We start from the raw sequence: 16,172 nt of genomic DNA on the forward strand, positions 1-16,172 counted from the left end.
TTTCAGGCCGCGAGACGCTGGCGTACGCTGGCAAGCTGCACGCACACCACGAACACCTCCATCGCGCGCTCGATTTCCTCCAACGACGGAAAACTCGGTGCGATGCGGATATTGCGATCCTCGGGATCCTTTCCATGGGGAAAGGTGGCGCCGGCGGGGGTCAGTTTCACGCCCGCCGCGTCCGCCAATCTCACCACCTCGCGCGCGAGGCCCGGGCGGGTGTCGAAGCCAATGAAATAACCGCCTTGCGGATTTTCCCAGGAGCCCATCCCGGTGCCGCCCAGTTCCCGCTCCAATGCGTCGAGCACCGCCTTGAAGCGCGGGCGCAACAGCGTCGCATGCCGTTCCATATGGGCTAGCAGGTTGGCGTGATCGCGCAGGAAGGCCACGTGCCGCTTCTGGTTGAGCTTGTCGGGACCGATGCTGGCAAAGCCCAGGTGATGGCGTATCGCGCGCAGATTGGGCTCCGAAGCCGCCATGAAAGCGACGCCGCTGCCGGCGTAGGTGATCTTCGACGTGGAGCCGAACAACAATACGCTGTTCTCGGTGCCAAGGCGCTGGCAGGCGGCGTATACCGGGGCCAGCGCCGGGGCATCGGCATGCAGCGCATGCACCGCGTAGGCATCGTCCCAGAACAGGCGAAAGCCGGGTGCGGCACGCTTGCCGAGCGCCGCGCAACGCTCGACAGTCGTGGCGTCGTAGACTGCGCCGGTGGGGTTGGAAAAGCGTGGCACGCACCACATGCCGCGGATCGAGGGGTCGCTGTCGATCAGCGCCTCGACCGCATCCATGTCCGGTCCGGTCGCGGTCATCGGTACCGTGACCAGTTCGATGCCGAGATGTATGCAGGCATTGAAATGCCGGTCGTAACCGGGCACCGGACAGATGAAGCGTACCTTGCCACCGTGATGCCAGGCCGATTCCGCGCCTTCGAAACCCAAATGCAGGCCATAGAACAGGCATTGATACATCAGCGTCAGGCTGCTGTTGCCGCCGATCAGCATATCGCCTGCCGCAACCTGCAGCACCGGCGCGAACAGTTGCTTGGCCTCCGCGAGGCCATCCAGGCCACCGTAATTACGCAGGTCGGTACCGTCGTCGGCGCGGAAGCCGCCGGCCAGCGCGGTGTCCAGCCCCGCGGAGAGATCGAGTTGCTCCGGACTCGGCTTGCCGCGCGTCAGATCGAGCTTCAGGCCGTGCCCGCACAGCGCCGCGTAGCGGTTCTCGAGGTGGGCCAGGGAGGGGTGGTCGGCCTGTTCGATGTGCAGCATGGCATTGCTCCGCGGCGTCTTGGGGTTTCGGATCGGCATTCTAGAACCAGCGCCCGGGGATCTCATTGCCCGGTTTTGGTGAAATTGCGCGTCGTCCTGACGATTCAAATCCGCTCGTGGTGGACATACACTGCCGCCTGACCCTTTTGCGGAGACCGGCATGAACACCCCGCTCATGTATCTGCTGCGGCTCGTCCTGTTGCTCACCGCCCCGTCCGCGAACTGAGGCATCGTAGGTGTTGCGCCCGTCCCGGCTGCCCGATGTCGGCACCACGATCTTCAGCGTGATGTCGCAAAAAGCCGCGCTGTACGGCGCCCTCAACCTGGCGCAGGGGTTTCCGGATTTCGCGGTCCCCCAGCCGTTGTGCGCGGCCCTCACCCGGCATCTCGAACTCGGTCACAATCAATACGCCCCGATGGCAGGGCTGGTGGAGTTGCGCGAGCAGATCGCGCTGAAAGTGGAGCGCAGCTACGGTTGTCGCGTCGATGCGGAGTTGGATGTTACCGTGGTGCCGGGCGCGACCGAGGCCATTTTCTGCGCGATCATGGCCAGTGTCGGTCCGGGCGATGAGGCGATCCTGTTCGATCCGAGCTATGACAGCTACGAGCCATCCGTGCGCCTGGCCGGTGGCCGGGCAGTGCGAATTCCGTTGCAGGCGGCGGATTTTCGCATCGACTGGCAACGGGTACGCGAGGCGCTTTCGCCGCGCACCCGCCTGATCGTGATCAACACGCCGCACAATCCGACCGGCAGCGTGCTCGATGCCGCGGATCTCGATGCGCTGGAAGACATCCTGCAGTCGAGTGATGCGCTGCTGCTGGCCGACGAGGTCTACGAACACCTGGTTTTCGATGGTGCCCTGCACCAAAGTGTGCTGCGGCGTCCGGCGCTCGCGGAGCGCGCCTTCGCGGTGTTTTCCTTTGGCAAGACCTTTCATGCGACCGGCTGGAAAACAGGTTACTGCGTGGCGCCGAAGGCACTCACCGCGGAGTTTCGCCGGATCCACCAGTTCGTGACGTTTGTGGCCGTCACTCCGATCCAGCATGCGCTGGCCGATTTCATGCGCGATGAGCCGCAGCATGTCGATACGCTTGGCTCGTTCTACCAGGCCAAGCGCGAGCTGTTCGTCGAGCGCCTCGCCGGTTCGCGCTGGGGCGTGAGGCGCTCGGCCGGAACCTACTTCCAGTTGCTCGATTACAGCGCGATCAGCGATCTGGGCGATGTCGAGATGGCCGAGTTCCTCGTCAGCCAGCATGGCGTCGCGGCGATTCCGGTGTCGGTGTTCTGCCAGCATCCACCGCCGATGCGCCTGTTGCGTTTCTGCTTCGCGAAGAAAGACGACACCCTGATCCGGGCGACGGAGCTGTTATGCGCGATCTGAACCTGGTGCTGCTGCAGCAAGCCCTGATGTGGCAGGATCCTCCCGCCAACCGCGCGCGCTTTGGTGCATTGCTCGATTCCGTGACCGGGGCCGACCTGGTGCTGCTGCCGGAAATGTTCAGTACCGGCTTCACCATGGAGCCCGCGGTCTGCGCCGAGGACATGAGCGGCGCCAGCATCGGTTGGCTGCGCGAGCACGCGGCCCGGCTGGATGCCGCGCTGGGCGGGAGCCTCGCCGTGCGTGAAGCCGCCGGATTCCGCAATCGCTTTGTACTGGCACGCCCCGACGGTGAGCTCGAGTGCTATGACAAGCGCCACCTGTTCCGCATGGCGGGCGAGCACCACAGCTATCTCGCCGGTGAGCGCCGGGTGCTGATCGAATGGCGTGGCTGGCGATTGTGCCCGATGGTTTGTTACGACCTGCGATTTCCCGTCTGGAGCCGCAACCGGGGCGATTACGATGTGCTGGTCTATGTTGCGAACTGGCCGGCACGGCGTCGTGAGCACTGGCGCGCGCTTCTGCTGGCGCGCGCGATCGAGAACCAGGCCTTCGTGGTGGGCGTGAACCGGGTCGGGGTGGACGGCAAGGGCGTCGACTACGCCGGCGACAGCCTGGTCATCGACCCCTGGGGCAAGGTGTTGCTCGATGCGGGCGCCGAGGCCGGCGTGCACGCGCTGAGCCTGAGTGCGGCAACGCTCACCAACTGCCGGGAAAAATTCCCGGCCCACCTGGACGCCGACGCGTTCGTCATGGACGGTTGACGACGCGCCGCCGCAGGGGCCTCAGCTGGCGAACAGCGGGCGCGACATTTCCGCCCAGTCGATATCGCCGTCGTCCTTGAGATTTTCATATTCGAGCATGCCGAGTTTCTCGAACTGCGGACGGGTGGTATCGGTCAGCAGCCCGATGCGCCGCAGGTTCGGCATCACGCGCATGAACATCAGGTTGCGGAACATCTGGCGGAACTCGCCCTCGAGGTAGATGCCGCGCGCTTCCTCGACATTCCATCCCCAGTGATGGAATACGTCTTTGGGGATCATCCGTTCGCGCGCCACCACGCAGGCCTCGTAGGCAAAGCGGGCGCGTTCCTCGCGCTCCGCTTCGCTCAGACCTTTCAGGTGTTCCTCGAGATAGTTGATCCCGAAGGTCACGTGGCGCGCTTCGTCGCGCAACACCAGCTCGATCACGTCATTGAGCAACTCGCCGGGTGGCGTGGTGGCTTTCATGGTGGCAAACGCGGAAAGCGCGAGCCCCTCGATGATCAGCTGCATGCCGATGAACTTGAGATCCCAGCGCGGGTCGGTGAGGATCTTGTCGAGCAGGCTTTTCAGCGCCGGATCGACCGGATACATATAACCGACCTTGGTCTGCAGGTACTTGTTGAAGACCTCGACGTGGCGCGCCTCGTCGAAGGTCTGCGAGCCGGCGTAGAGTTTTGCGTTCAGGGTAGGGGCGCAACTGACCAGCTGCGAAGCCACCAGCAGCGCGCCCTGCTCGCCATGCAGGAATTGCGAAATGGTCCAGGCGTTCATGTGCGCCCCGAACTCCTGTTTCTGCTCCTCGCTCAGGGCCTCGTAGGGCGCGTAGCCGGTGAAAGGCACCACTGCGTCACGCTGCTCGGGTGTGAGCGCTGTAGGCGGCTTGCTCCAGTCGATATCGGTTTCCACGTTCCAGTTGAGCTGTTTGCCGAGCTCGTAGAGCTTGCGGATACGGTCATCCTGGATCCGGTAATCCCAGTTGTAGCTGCCGGTGAGCGGGGTCTGGAAGATCTCGGCGATCTGCTGCGCGCCGGCGGCGTCCAGCGCCGCGGCTTCCTGCGTAAAGGAACGAATGGCACTCGGTGTATCGATGACGAACTGGACACCCATGGGCAACCTCCGCAAACGTGATGACAGAAAATAGTGTGCTGACACGCACACCATGGATGCAATGCACCATGGATGCAATGATAGTTGCGGGGATTTCGGTAACAAGGTTATCTTGTGCCATAAATTGGTCATTTGGGGCCAGAGTATGCCGCACAGGCTGCGCTTGCCGCGTCGTGATGTGCCCGGACCGATGGGGGCGATCCTGCTCGAGGTGGCAGCCGATTTTGCGATCGACGCGAACCGGGTGCTCGCCGGCACGACCATCGACGAAGCCGTGCTGAGTGCGCCCGATAAGCGCATCGGCATGCGTGATCACACCCGCATGCTGCAAAACTGTTTCGCGCTTTCCGGGGAGCCGGGCTTCGCGCTGTATTACGGCAGTCGCATTTCGGTGGCGGCCCTCGGCGTGCTCAGTTACGCGCTGATGTGCTGTCGCAATGTGCGGGAGCTGGTGGAGGTACTGGGACGTTACCATCAGCTGATCAGCGGCAGCTTTCATATCGAGATCGAAACCGGAAGCGAGGTGCTGGCGATCCGGCTGCTGGGCGGCATGCTCGAATCCGCCGTGCAACCGGCGGATTGCGAAATCTTCTTCTCCGCGGCCGCTGCCTCGCTGCGCCAGCTCTGCCAGCTGTCCGACGATGCGCTGCACGCGAGCGTGGTCTATCCCGATCCCGGTCACGGGGCGCTGTACCGCTCGCTGGTGTGTCGCGATATGGTTTTCGGTGCGCCGCGGAATTGCCTGTCGATCGACCGGCGCTATCTCGACGTACCCTTGCAGTTCGCAAATCCCACGCTGCTCAAGCTCTACCGCCAGCAGTGCGAGGAAATGCTGGCAAACATGCAGCGCAGCGCCGAATTCACCAGCGATGTGCGGCGCTTCCTGTTGTCTGTTCCCGGGCGTTTCCCGTCAATCGAGGAGGCTGCCGATCACCTGCATGTGAGTCCGCGCACGCTGCGCCGCCGGCTCGAGGAGGAGGGCAGCACTTACCAGCGCATCGTTCACGAGCTGTGTCGCCAGCTGGCGGAAACCTACCTGCGCGAGAGCATGCTCTCGATCGGCGAGATCGCGGACATGCTCGGTTACCACGACATCTCGAATTTCCGGCGTGCATTCATCAGCTGGACCGGTCGCTCCCCGGCCGGTTACCGGCGCGGGATGCGCGGTGGAACACGCCATGACGGCTCCGCGGCGGAGTGAGCCGCCCGTGTTCAGGAACCGGAGAATCGCGCTGTGCGGCGTTCCCGCTGTGCGGCGAGCCCTTCCCGCAAATCAGCCGAGGCCGCGCAGGCGTCGGCGAGCCGGTTAGCCTCGGCCGGGTCCATGGAACCGTCGGCGATCCCGCCGAGGATGCGCTTCATGGCCTGTACCGCCAGCGGTGCCAGGCCGGCAAGATGCGCCGCGAATGCCTCGCTCTGCGCCTGCAGTGAATCGGGTTGAACCACGCGGTGCAGAAACCCGATGGCGAGCAGGGTATCGGCGTCGAGCTCCTCGCTTGCGACCAGGATGCGTTTCGCGACGCTCAGGCCAAGCTTGTCGACGTAGCGCTGCAAGCCGTTCAGCGGGTAGCACAGGCCGATGCGTGCGGCCGGTACCAGCAGGCGCGATCCAGTTACGCCTATGCGGTAATCACAGCACAGCGCGATCTCCGCGCCGCCACCGAACACGCTGCCGTTCAGCGCGCATACCGAAGGCACGCGCAGGCGTGCGAGGCGATCGGTGAGGGTGGTGAACAAGCCGGCGTTCATGTCGCCGCTGCGAAACTCCGACAGCGAGGCGCCCGCGCAGAACGTGCGCTGACCGCTACCGGTCAGCAACAGCACGCGGATGGCGGGATCCGCGTCGATGGCGGCGAGCCGGTCATGCAGCTGGCTGATTTCAGCGGCCCCGAGGGCGTTGTGCTGCCCGGGTCGGTTCAGCACGATGCGGGCAATATGGCCTTCGCTGGAAAACCGTATCGATGCATCGTTCATGGTGGATTCGGATCCTGATCAGCGCGGATGGTAGCGTATAATGACCGGCTCGCATTTTTTGCGCCGTCGCGCGCCAGCAGGGGATAGATGAGCCAGGACCGGTTCGCGGACATCAGGCCGTATAACGATAACGAAGTCCGCGCGGTGATCGACCGGCTGTTGCGCAACCCCGAGTTGCTGGATGCCATCACGCGGCTGCGTTTTCCAAAACTTGCCGAGCCGCTGATTGCGCTGCTCAGGCCGCTGGTGCGCCTGTTCCTGTGGCGCCAGGTGGCGGGCATCGACAGCGTGCGCGGGTTTCAGCAGGTGGTCGAAAAGTACATGAGTTCGATGGTCGAGTCCAGCACCAGCGCGTTCAGCGTGAGCGGGCTCGAGAGGCTCGATCCGGCGCGGGCCTGCCTGTTCATCGGCAACCATCGCGACATCGCGCTCGACCCGGCATTCGTGAACTACGCGTTGTATGCCAACGGGCGTGACACCGTGCGCATCGCGATCGGTGACAACCTGCTCACCAGGGACGATGTCTCCGACCTGATGCGGCTCAACAAGAGCTTCATCGTGCGGCGCTCGGCCAAGGGGCCGCGCCAGATGCTCGCGGCCTACCAGGAGCTCTCGGGATATATCTGTCACTCGCTGCTCGAGGAACACAGTTCGATCTGGATCGCGCAGCGCGAGGGCCGGGCCAAGGATGGCTGGGATCGCACCGAGCCGGCGATCATCAAGATGTTGTGTATCAGCAAGGCAAAGGACATCCCGCTCGCCGAATATATACGTGCCCTCAATATCGTGCCGGTGGCGATCTCCTATGAATGGGATCCCTGTGATGCGGCCAAGGCGCGCGAACTCTGCCAGCGCGCCGCGCAGGGAAACTATCAGAAGGGCGAGCAGGAAGACGTAAGCAGCATTGCGCGCAGCATCACCACGCCCAAGGGTGCGGTGCATGTTGCCTTTGGCCGCCCGCTCGAGGGCCCGTTCACCAATGCCGATGAAGTCGCCGCGGCGATCGACAGCCAGGTGATGTCGATGTACCGCATGCACCCGACCAACGTGGCCGCGTACCGGATGCAGCAGGCGCAACTGCCGCCCGGTTTCACCGAGGATGCAGGGCTCGCGGGTGCCGAGCAGGCGCTGCGCGAACGCCTCGCCGGTCTGCCCCCGGAGCACCACGCGCTGCTGTTGTCGATGTATGCGAATCCGTTGCTCAACCGCGCGGCACTCGGCCTCGCAAGCGGCTGAGCGATTCGCGGACCGCCGGGGTTCAGGCACGCAGCGAGCGTTGTCGCCAGTCGCTCAGGCCCTGTGCATTGAGACGCAGGTCCAGGTCGAGAAAGCTGCGTATCCGCGCATCCTCCCAGGTGCAGCCGAAACTCCTGAGCCGCGCCACCGTATAGTCTCCCAGCGCGTCCTGCAGCCACCGCTCCTCGTCGACATCACCCGCGAGCGGTGCGCAGATGCGCTGGTAATCGCCCAGCTGTTCGCGCAGCGAATCCGCCTGCGTCCTGCTGGCGCGTATGCGCCCGAAGTGGGTGAGATAGACGTTCGCCGGGTCGTAGCTCATCAGCAGCTCGATGGAAGCGATCAGCGCTTCGGGATCGAACTGGACTGGCGTGGTGGTCGGCATCATGAATGCCTCGTCCGCGCGCGCCAGTTCGCGGTAGGCGACGCCGAAAGTATCACCCGAGAACCAGCCGCGGCTCGGTTCGTCCCAAACGCAAAAATGGTGGCGCGCGTGTCCGGGCGTATCACGGACCAGCAGGTGCCGGTTGCCAAGGGGCCAGCTGCTGTGGTCGAGCGCTTCGCACACGCGTTCCGCGGGGGCCGCCACGACCCGGCCATACAGCTCGGCAAAGCGCTCGGGACCATAGACCTGTTGCGCGCCCTCGATCAGTCGCTCAGGGTCGATCAGATGGCGCGCGCCGCGCGGATGCACCAGCAGCGTTGCGGCGGGCAGGTGTTGCAGAAGCGCGCCGGCCCCGCCTGCGTGATCGAGGTGGACATGGGTCGGAATCACGTAGCGCACCTGTTCTCGCGCCACCCCCGCCTGCGCCAGCGCCTCGAGCAGCAACGGGACGCTGTGCGCGGTGCCGGTCTCGATGAAGGCGGCCTCGCCGTGATCGACCAGCAGATAGCAGCAGGCGGTCCCCGGTCTCTGGTAGCCGGTTTCCAGGCAAAAAATGCCGTGATCGAGTTGTTCGTGCATACCAGCTTCTCCCTGTGTTTACGGCGGTGGCGGCGTGCCTGCTATAGTCGCCGCCACTTTTTGCGGTAACCGCCATGCTGAATGATGTGGTCAAACAAACCATCCAGGGTGCCTACAGCAACTGGCTGGCGGCGCGCGGGCTGAAGCCGCGTGCCGGGCAGCGCTCCATGATCGCGCATGTGGCCAACGCCCTGGCCCGCTCCGGCGACCCGGAAAGCGGAGCCCCCCCGATCTGCGTGGTCGAGGCCGGTACCGGTACCGGAAAGACCATAGCATACGCGGTCGCGGCGATCCCGATTGCACGCGCGCTGGGCAAGAAGCTGGTGGTGTCGACCGCGACCGTCGCGTTGCAGGAGCAGCTTGCCTACCGCGATTTTCCGGATCTGCAGGCTGCCGGCGCGCTCGATTTCAGCTTTGCACTGGCCAAGGGGCGTGGCCGATATGCCTGCACCGCGCGACTCGATTCGTTGCTGCGCGGCGCGCACGATGCCGACGAATCGCAGCTGGCCCTGATGGACGAGCTGGTGCCGGCGGTGAACGCCGAAGCGCGCTCATTGTTCCAGGCGCTCTACGGCGCGGTGAGCGATGGTTCGTGGGCGGGAGACCGTGACAGCTGGCCGGATGCGCTGCCTGACGGGCGCTGGGCGATGGTGACCACGGACCATCATCAGTGCAGCGGCAGGCGCTGTTCCTACGTCGCGCAATGCCCGTTCTTCAGCGCCCGCGAAGGACTCGATTCGGTTGATTGCATCGTCGCCAATCACGACCTCGTGCTGGCCGACATCGCGCTCGGTGGCGGCGCGGTGTTGCCGGCCCCGGAAGACACGATCTACGTGTTCGACGAGGCGCATCACCTGCCCGACAAGGCCCGCAACCAGCTCTCGTTCCATGCCCGGATTGGCCTGGCGCGGGAACATATCGCGGAATGCCGGCGCTTGGCGGGCGAATTGATCGCCGAGCCACGTTCGAGCGATACGCTGCGCCGGCGCCTGAGCGAAGTGCCGGGCTTGGGTGAGGAGATCGATCTGGCACTGGGCAGTGCAGGGGCGCTGTTGCAGCCGCTGCTGGTGGCGGCACCAGTCGCGCGTTCCGGAGTCACGGAGTACCGCTTGCCGCACGGACGCGTACCGGCCGAGATTGCCGGCGTCGCGGCGGTGTTGCACAACGCGCTGGCGAAGCTGGGCGGGGCGCTGGGCGGTGCCGAGGAGGAGCTTGCGCGCCAGCTGGAGCTCGGTGGTGCCGCGGCGCAAAGCCGCTATGCGCTGCTCGGCCTGATGATCGGGCGCATCGAGCGACTCCTCAGCCTGTGGCGCGCGTGGGCCGAACCGGATCGGGCGGGTGAGCCGCCTCAGGCACGCTGGATCCGGACAAGTGAACAGCGCGCGCTCGAGGATATCGAGGTCGCGGCGGCCCCGGTACTGGCCGCGAACCTGTTGCGCGAGAGTATCTGGGAGCGCGCGTGCGGTGCGGTCCTGACCTCCGCGACGCTGACTGCACTCGGTAGTTTCGATCGCATCATTCTGCGCGCCGGGCTGCCCGATGACAGCGTGTTTGCCACCGTGCCGAGCCCGTTCGATTATCAGGGCCGCGCCTGTCTTGCCGTCCCGCGGCTTGCCGCCGACCCCGGTGACCCGCTCGCCCACACCCGCGAGGTTGGTTCCTGGCTCGATGCCAATCTCGATCTGGCCGAAGCGAGTCTGGTGCTGTTTGCCTCGCGCAAACAGATGCGCGATGTCTACGACCGGGTGTGCCTCGCGCTGCGTGACCGTATCCTGCTGCAGGATCACTTCACCAAGCAGGAGTTGTTGCGTCTGCACCGCGAGCGGGTCGAAGCGGGCGCGGGATCGGTGATTTTCGGGCTCGCGAGCTTTGCCGAGGGAATCGACCTGCCCGGTGGCTACTGCATGCATGTGGTGATCGCCAAGCTGCCGTTCGCGGTGCCCGATGAGCCGGTCGAGGCGGCGCTGGCGGAATGGGTCGAATCGCGTGGCGGTAACCCGTTCATGGAAATTTCGGTGCCGGATGCCGCACTGCGTCTGGTGCAGGCGAGCGGACGCCTGCTGCGCACGGAGGAAGACACCGGGCGGATCACGTTGCTCGACCGGCGCGTGATCACGCGCGCCTACGGCCGGAAAATACTGGACTCGCTGCCGCCGTTCCGACGCGAAGTCGCATGAGCAAGCGTATGCGGCGCGGCGTTCGCCTGGGGGAGCTGCTGCTGGACCTCGAGGCGGCCTTGCGCAAAGCCGCACTGTGGGAGTCGCAGCCACCCGATCCGCAGGCGCTCGCGAGTACCGAACCGTTCTGCATCGATACGCTGGATTTCTGCCAGTGGCTGCAATTCGTGTTCCTGCCACGGATGCATGAAATACTCGACGCCGGACTGCCCCTGCCCGACAAATGTGCGATCGCCGAGATGGCGGAGGTCCATTTTGCGGCCGTAGCGACGAGCTGCGACAGCGTGATGCAGGTGCTGCGCCGGATAGACGCGGTGGTTGCGGAAAAACCGGGCTTCCCGGTGCGGCGCTAGATTCCCCCCGGAGCGATCATGACCTTGCAGTCGGCCGATGGCCCGCGCAGGCTCTCGAACTTTGCGGGCAAGGCGTCGAAATCCACGGTCGCGGTGATCATGATCCGCGGACGATGGTCGCCCTCCGCCATCACGGTGGCACAGTACTCGAAGTCGGAACGGGCGTAGCAGAGTGAAAACTGCAGCCGCACTTCCTTCATCAGTGCGGCAGAGGGGCAAAAGTGATCGCCTCCCCAGCACAGACCGAGCGAGATCACCGTGCTGGCGGGCTTCACGTGGGCGATGGCCTCGGCGATGGCACCGGGCACGCCCGCGGCCTCGATCACGACATCGGGTGCCCCGCCCAGCACATCGCGCACGGCCTCCGTGGCATCGGCTACTTCCTGTTGCGCGATGAAATGCGTGGCGCCCATCCCCAGGGCAAATTGCTTGCGCCGCGCGGAATTTGCCATTACCACGACACGACTCGCACCGAGCCGACGAGCCCAGAATGCGGCGGCGAGGCCGATCGGGCCCGCACCGGTGACCAGCACGCGATTACCCACCGCGAGTTCCGCCTTGCGCACTCCCTGCAGGCCCACGGCCAGCGGCTCGATCAGGGCAGCTTCCTCGTCGGATACTTCCGCAGGCACGCGAATACACTCGTTCTGACCGACACGCGTATATTCACAGTAACCGGCAACGATGCCGAGCCGTGCCCCGGGACACAGGTGCGGCTTGCCGGCGAGGCAGGCACTACAACGCCCGCAGCCCACGTACGGCATCGGGACGATACGATCGCCCACACGAAACCGCTCCACGCCCTTGCCCAGCGCAATCACTTCGCCACAGATTTCGTGCCCGAGTATCGTGTCACCACCGACCGGTCGCGCCGGATGCGAGGTCGCGTGGATCTCGCTCCCGCAAATCCCGGCGCGCGCGATGCGGATCAGCAACTCCCCCGCTTCGGGCGAAGGGTCAGGATGCTGTTCCACCACCAGGCGGCCGAGTGCGCGCTTGAATACTGCCGCTCGCATAGCATTCTCCCCCGCTATCGCGGTTTTGAACTGATCGATTTCACATCGCACCTTGGCAGGTCGACATGCAGCTAGAATACACGCTGCCGATGGCCAGATGATTCGCAACCCCTTTGAGGGCGTCGTCGCGCGGGTGAAGACGCGAGTGACGGCCAGCAACCCGATACTGCAAGCGCGGCGTCACCTCAATTGCTTTTGCGGTTGCCGGGCTCGTATGCCGTCGTCTGCAATGCTGCTATTCTTGCGCCAGTTCAATATTTGTGCGTGAACCCATGGCGCTGAAAATCTACGTGACTCCTGTCACACCGTTCGAACAGAACTGCTCGGTTATCGTTTGCGGCGAGACACTGCAGGCAGCGGTCGTCGATCCGGGCGGCAATCTCGAGCGAATTCGTGCGGTGCTGGCGAAAGCGGGTGCGCGGCTGGTGAAGATCCTGTTGACCCATGCACACATCGATCACGCGGGTGGCACCGCGGAGCTTGCGCGCGAATTCAAGGTGCCGATCGAAGGGCCGCATCGCGATGACCAGTTCCTGATCGAGGGGCTGGCGGAACAAGGCAGAATGTTCGGGCTCGGTGCCTGCGAGAGCTTCACCCCCGATCGCTGGCTGGAGCAGGGCGATACGGTCAGCGTCGGGGAGTGCGTGCTGCAGGTGCTGCACTGTCCCGGGCACACACCGGGGCACGTGGTTTTTTACAGCCCCGAGCAGCAACTGGCAATCGTGGGGGATGTGCTGTTCGCCGGTTCGATCGGGCGTACGGATCTGCCGCGTGGCGACCATCAGCAACTGCTCGATTCAATTCGTGACAGGCTGTGGCCGCTGGGTGATGAGGTGACGTTCATTCCCGGTCACGGGCCGCGCTCGACTTTCGGCCGTGAGCGCCGGAACAATCCCTTCGTGCGCGATTCCGCATTCATTTAGCGCAATTCATTTTTCCGCTGGCGTCTCCACCGGCACCAGCTTGCCGTCCCCGGCCGGTGCTGCCACTTCCTCCGGCGGTACCCAGACCGTGAATGTTCCGAGGCCGCAGCTCGCGCCGCGTCCGTGATCGGTGATCACCGTGATGATGTCGGTGCTGCACAGCTGGCTGAGGCTGGTCTGGTAGCCGAAGCGCTTTTCGAAACGCAGGCCCGGACAGCGCCGCGGCAAGCGATTCACCAGCGTCCTGTTGCCGTTCATTTCGAACAGGATGGTCTGATCGTCGAGCACCCTGGTGCTGCTGATGCTCCTGAGGCTTACACAGCGCTCGGCTTCGGTCCCCGCCGGTGTCGATACCGCCTCGGGTTGCGCTTCCTGTTCCTGTGCGCCCGCCGAATGCACCGGCAGGCCGAGCAGGGAAACGATGATCAGCAAGCATGTCGAACGACTCATGAATCCAGCTCCTGTAATGCAGTTCCAGCGAGCGTGCCAGCTGAGCGGCAAGGGCTCAGACTGCTTTCGCGAGGCTTGGTTCCGAGCGAAATACATTCATGCTGTAGAGCACGCGCTCTTCCACCGAACGGTTTTCGGCCGCCTCGCGCACGATGCGGCGGATACGCGGAGACAAGCCGGTATTGTTGGCGATCTGGATCGACAGCCCGGGACGCGCATTGAGCTCCATGATCAGCGGGCCACGATTGCGATCCATCACGATGTCGGCTCCGAGATAGCCGAGGCCGGTGATCTCGAAGCAACTCGCACCGAGACACATCAACTCGTGCCAGTGCGGGATGGTCAGGGTGTTGAGTGGCAGCCCGGTGTCGGGGTGCAGTTCGAGCGGGCGGTTGTATTGCACCGCATAGAGTGACTTGCCGCTGGCAAGATCGAGCCCGACACCCACCGCGCCCTGGTGCAGATTGGCTTTGCCGTCGGATGCGTGGGTGGCGAGCCGCATCATCGACATCACCGGATAGCCGAGAAACACGATGATGCGGATATCGGGGATGCCCTCGTAGCTCAGCCCCTCGAATTGCGGGTCCATCTCGACCAGCGCCTCGATCATCGCGACGTCGGGCTTGCCGCCAAGGCTGTAGAGCCCGCTCAGGATATTCGAGACATGGCGGGTGATGTCGAGGCGCGAGACGTCTTCACCGTTGGCCTTGACGAAGCCGTTGCCGCGTCGGCGCACGATCACCTTGATTCCCTTGCCGCCGCTGCCACGGCTCGGTTTGATCACGAAGCTGTCATGGGCGTCGAGCAGCGGGCCCATGGCGCCGACTTCGTGCTGCGCGCGTATCACGCCGTAGAGTTTCGGCACCGCGAGACCGCGCTGCTCCGCGAGCATCTTTGTTTTCAGCTTGTCATCGACCAGCGGATAGAGCTGGCGCCGGTTGAAGCGCGAAATGAACGAATTGCGTTCGTTCATCCCGAGCAGTCCAAACTCGCGCAGCCGCCGCGGATCGGCAAAGCGCATCTCAGCGGTCCTCCACCAGCGGTGCGAAGCGCTTGAGTTCCATCAGGCGATAACCGGTGTACTGGCCGATCAGCAGGATCAGCGCCAACTGGACCAGCAGCAGTTCCGGGAAATTGAAGGTCAGGTGTGCGACCAGTTCGTTGCTCATCAGCAGATAGGCCGCGGTTGCAACCAGCAGGCTGCCCCCGCCCTGGATCGCAACCTCGTGCGGGCCTTCCTCCTCCCAGAGAATCGACATGCGCTCGATGGTCCATGACAGGATGATCATCGGGAAGAAGGTGATGGTCAGGATCTGGTTCAGCCCGAGTTTGTAGCTGAGAATACTGATGCCAGACATCAGCCCGATCACCACCGTCACCACCGCCGATATTCGCCCGATCAGCAGCAGGTTCAATCGGGCCAGGTGAAAGCGTATGTAAAGACCGATGCCGACCACCGTGATGAACAGCAGCAGGCCCCACAACAGCGTGGTCTGGATGAACGCCAGCGCAATCAGGATCGGCATGAAAGTCCCGGACGTGCGCAAGCCGATCAGGATGCGGAATATCGCGACCACGAGCGTTCCGATCGGTACCAGCAGAATGGTCTTGAACGCGGTCTGTTCCTCGATCGGCAACGAATAGATGGAAAAGTCGATGAGGGCCGCACGGTTGTCGACGGCGCTGGCCAGCGCCAGATCGCGGGCCGGACGATAACTGCTCAGGATCGAGAAGGTGACCTGCGAGTCATGACCGCCTTCGACGTCGAGCAGCGATACGTCGCCGCGGCGCCAGATGATGAAATTCTCGGGCAGTCCGGGGCGCGCGTTGCGCGGATCGAAAATCTTCCAGCCCTTCTTGTCCCAGACTTCCACCAGATCGACGAGCTTCTGCCGTCGCCGGCCATCCTCGAGCATCAGACCGCGCACGATCCGGTTCGGTATGCCGGCCAGCGAGAGCAATTGCAGCGCGGTTTCGGCAATATGCGCGGGATCGCGTTTCTCGCCGAGCAGAAAGGCCGCGTTTTGCGACAGCGGTTCCACGGTCAGGGCCCGCAGCAACTGGGCCACGAAGGTTTCGGTATTGGCCGATACCGCATGAATCTCGTCGAGCAATGCCGAAGCGGAGGAAGCCTTGGCGCTGTCGTATTCCGGTGGCGTGGGGGTGTCGGGTGCATGGACTTCCGGATCCTGGTCCAGCACCGCAGGGTAGACCTGCACCCGGTAGTAGAGTACCTGCTTGCCGGTGACGTCGCGTCGGGTCCATTGCGCCCTGCGGCTGCCATCCGGCTGGTCGATTTCCGCGAACCCGTAGCCCGATGTCGTGTAATTCTCGTTGCCGATCTCGATTCCCTGCTGCGTATCCGGCAACGCCAGCGATACCAGGACCGGAGCGCCCGAGGTTTCGAACTCGACCTTGGCTTCCAGCGTCCACACCGCCGTTTTCTGGTTCGGCAACAAGGGCAGGCCAAGTGCGAAATGCTTGTACAGCGCCATGCTGATCCCGACCACTGCCAGCAGGCACGCAACCGAATACACCTTGAGCTTTTCTTTCATTGC

The 16,172-nt window shown here is 64.1% G+C and carries 15 protein-coding genes; 7 read left to right on the forward strand and 8 right to left on the reverse strand.

What is annotated here, in order from left to right:
- Positions 1-2: 2 nt before the first annotated feature.
- A complete protein-coding gene (locus tag IPF49_13125) occupies positions 3-1,271 on the reverse strand; it encodes an aminotransferase class I/II-fold pyridoxal phosphate-dependent enzyme (protein ID MBK6288550.1) in 1,269 nt (422 codons plus the stop codon).
- 239 nt (positions 1,272-1,510) lie between these two features.
- Between IPF49_13125 and IPF49_13130 the strand changes: the two genes are divergently transcribed.
- Both IPF49_13130 and IPF49_13135 read left to right on the forward strand, forming a co-directional pair.
- On the forward strand, positions 1,511-2,653 hold the full coding sequence (locus tag IPF49_13130; GenBank protein MBK6288551.1) for an aminotransferase class I/II-fold pyridoxal phosphate-dependent enzyme: 1,143 nt from the start codon (positions 1,511-1,513) through the stop codon (positions 2,651-2,653).
- The gene (locus tag IPF49_13135) at positions 2,641-3,414 is read left to right on the forward strand and encodes an amidohydrolase (GenBank protein MBK6288552.1); all 774 of its coding nucleotides are present in this window, start codon (positions 2,641-2,643) and stop codon (positions 3,412-3,414) included. Before IPF49_13130 ends, IPF49_13135 begins: the two co-directional genes overlap by 13 nt.
- 21 nt (positions 3,415-3,435) lie before the next feature.
- Here the strand turns inward: IPF49_13135 and IPF49_13140 are convergent, their stop codons facing one another.
- Positions 3,436-4,521 (reverse strand): ferritin-like domain-containing protein, encoded by a 1,086-nt coding sequence (locus IPF49_13140; GenBank protein ID MBK6288553.1) that lies wholly within the window; start codon positions 4,519-4,521, stop codon positions 3,436-3,438.
- Between the two features lie 145 nt (positions 4,522-4,666).
- On the opposite strand from IPF49_13140, the gene IPF49_13145 reads away from it, so the two are divergent.
- Positions 4,667-5,722, forward strand: coding sequence for an AraC family transcriptional regulator (locus IPF49_13145; GenBank protein MBK6288554.1), 1,056 nt, complete (start codon positions 4,667-4,669; stop codon positions 5,720-5,722).
- An 11-nt stretch (positions 5,723-5,733) separates the two neighbouring features.
- Here the strand turns inward: IPF49_13145 and IPF49_13150 are convergent, their stop codons facing one another.
- A complete protein-coding gene (locus IPF49_13150) occupies positions 5,734-6,495 on the reverse strand; it encodes an enoyl-CoA hydratase/isomerase family protein (protein ID MBK6288555.1) in 762 nt (253 codons plus the stop codon).
- An 87-nt stretch (positions 6,496-6,582) separates the two neighbouring features.
- Between IPF49_13150 and IPF49_13155 the strand changes: the two genes are divergently transcribed.
- The gene (locus tag IPF49_13155; GenBank protein ID MBK6288556.1) at positions 6,583-7,731 is read left to right on the forward strand and encodes a 1-acyl-sn-glycerol-3-phosphate acyltransferase; all 1,149 of its coding nucleotides are present in this window, start codon (positions 6,583-6,585) and stop codon (positions 7,729-7,731) included.
- 22 nt (positions 7,732-7,753) lie between these two features.
- On the opposite strand, the gene IPF49_13160 is transcribed toward IPF49_13155, so the two are convergent.
- Positions 7,754-8,695, reverse strand: coding sequence for an MBL fold metallo-hydrolase (locus IPF49_13160; GenBank protein MBK6288557.1), 942 nt, complete (start codon positions 8,693-8,695; stop codon positions 7,754-7,756).
- A gap of 74 nt (positions 8,696-8,769) precedes the next feature.
- Between IPF49_13160 and dinG the strand changes: the two genes are divergently transcribed.
- Entirely contained in the window at positions 8,770-10,872 is a 2,103-nt protein-coding gene (gene dinG, locus IPF49_13165; protein ID MBK6288558.1) for an ATP-dependent DNA helicase DinG, read from the forward strand.
- 8 nt (positions 10,873-10,880) lie between these two features.
- Positions 10,881-11,225 (forward strand): YqcC family protein, encoded by a 345-nt coding sequence (locus tag IPF49_13170; protein ID MBK6288559.1) that lies wholly within the window; start codon positions 10,881-10,883, stop codon positions 11,223-11,225.
- On the opposite strand, the gene IPF49_13175 is transcribed toward IPF49_13170, so the two are convergent.
- Positions 11,222-12,241, reverse strand: a complete 1,020-nt coding sequence (locus IPF49_13175; protein MBK6288560.1) for an alcohol dehydrogenase catalytic domain-containing protein — start codon at positions 12,239-12,241, stop codon at positions 11,222-11,224. The two genes, IPF49_13170 and IPF49_13175, sit on opposite strands and share 4 nt — an antisense overlap.
- A 278-nt stretch (positions 12,242-12,519) precedes the next feature.
- Here IPF49_13175 and IPF49_13180 point away from each other — a divergent pair, with 278 nt between their 5' ends.
- The gene (locus tag IPF49_13180) at positions 12,520-13,164 is read left to right on the forward strand and encodes an MBL fold metallo-hydrolase (GenBank protein ID MBK6288561.1); all 645 of its coding nucleotides are present in this window, start codon (positions 12,520-12,522) and stop codon (positions 13,162-13,164) included.
- A gap of 6 nt (positions 13,165-13,170) precedes the next feature.
- On the opposite strand, the gene IPF49_13185 is transcribed toward IPF49_13180, so the two are convergent.
- Genes IPF49_13185 through IPF49_13195 form a run of 3 tightly spaced genes read right to left on the reverse strand, consistent with a single transcriptional unit; the run spans position 13,171 to position 16,169 of the window.
- Entirely contained in the window at positions 13,171-13,614 is a 444-nt protein-coding gene (locus IPF49_13185; GenBank protein MBK6288562.1) for a hypothetical protein, read from the reverse strand.
- Positions 13,615-13,669: 55 nt separating this feature from the next.
- Positions 13,670-14,635, reverse strand: a complete 966-nt coding sequence (locus tag IPF49_13190) for an alpha-L-glutamate ligase-like protein (protein MBK6288563.1) — start codon at positions 14,633-14,635, stop codon at positions 13,670-13,672.
- A gap of 1 nt (position 14,636) precedes the next feature.
- Positions 14,637-16,169: an inactive transglutaminase family protein gene (locus IPF49_13195; GenBank protein MBK6288564.1), complete on the reverse strand. Its 1,533-nt coding sequence runs from the start codon at positions 16,167-16,169 to the stop codon at positions 14,637-14,639.
- Positions 16,170-16,172 lie beyond the last annotated feature (3 nt).

The sequence above is a fragment of the Gammaproteobacteria bacterium genome (assembly GCA_016705365.1).
Classification (GTDB): Bacteria; Pseudomonadota; Gammaproteobacteria; order Pseudomonadales; family UBA5518; genus UBA5518.

Bases quoted from the DNA above. Each gene is read 5' to 3' on its own strand.
- IPF49_13140 (MBK6288553.1), bottom strand. From the start codon at position 4,521: ATGGGTGTCCAGTTCGTCATCGATACACCGAGTGCCATTCGTTCCTTT.
- IPF49_13160 (MBK6288557.1), bottom strand. From the start codon at position 8,695: ATGCACGAACAACTCGATCACGGCATTTTTTGCCTGGAAACCGGCTAC.
- IPF49_13150 (MBK6288555.1), bottom strand. From the start codon at position 6,495: ATGAACGATGCATCGATACGGTTTTCCAGCGAAGGCCATATTGCCCGC.
- dinG (MBK6288558.1), top strand. From the start codon at position 8,770: ATGCTGAATGATGTGGTCAAACAAACCATCCAGGGTGCCTACAGCAAC.
- IPF49_13185 (MBK6288562.1), bottom strand. From the start codon at position 13,614: ATGAGTCGTTCGACATGCTTGCTGATCATCGTTTCCCTGCTCGGCCTG.
- IPF49_13190 (MBK6288563.1), bottom strand. From the start codon at position 14,635: ATGCGCTTTGCCGATCCGCGGCGGCTGCGCGAGTTTGGACTGCTCGGG.
- IPF49_13170 (MBK6288559.1), top strand. From the start codon at position 10,881: ATGCGGCGCGGCGTTCGCCTGGGGGAGCTGCTGCTGGACCTCGAGGCG.
- IPF49_13195 (MBK6288564.1), bottom strand. From the start codon at position 16,169: ATGAAAGAAAAGCTCAAGGTGTATTCGGTTGCGTGCCTGCTGGCAGTG.
- IPF49_13145 (MBK6288554.1), top strand. From the start codon at position 4,667: ATGCCGCACAGGCTGCGCTTGCCGCGTCGTGATGTGCCCGGACCGATG.
- IPF49_13125 (MBK6288550.1), bottom strand. From the start codon at position 1,271: ATGCTGCACATCGAACAGGCCGACCACCCCTCCCTGGCCCACCTCGAG.
- IPF49_13175 (MBK6288560.1), bottom strand. From the start codon at position 12,241: ATGCGAGCGGCAGTATTCAAGCGCGCACTCGGCCGCCTGGTGGTGGAA.
- IPF49_13135 (MBK6288552.1), top strand. From the start codon at position 2,641: ATGCGCGATCTGAACCTGGTGCTGCTGCAGCAAGCCCTGATGTGGCAG.
- IPF49_13155 (MBK6288556.1), top strand. From the start codon at position 6,583: ATGAGCCAGGACCGGTTCGCGGACATCAGGCCGTATAACGATAACGAA.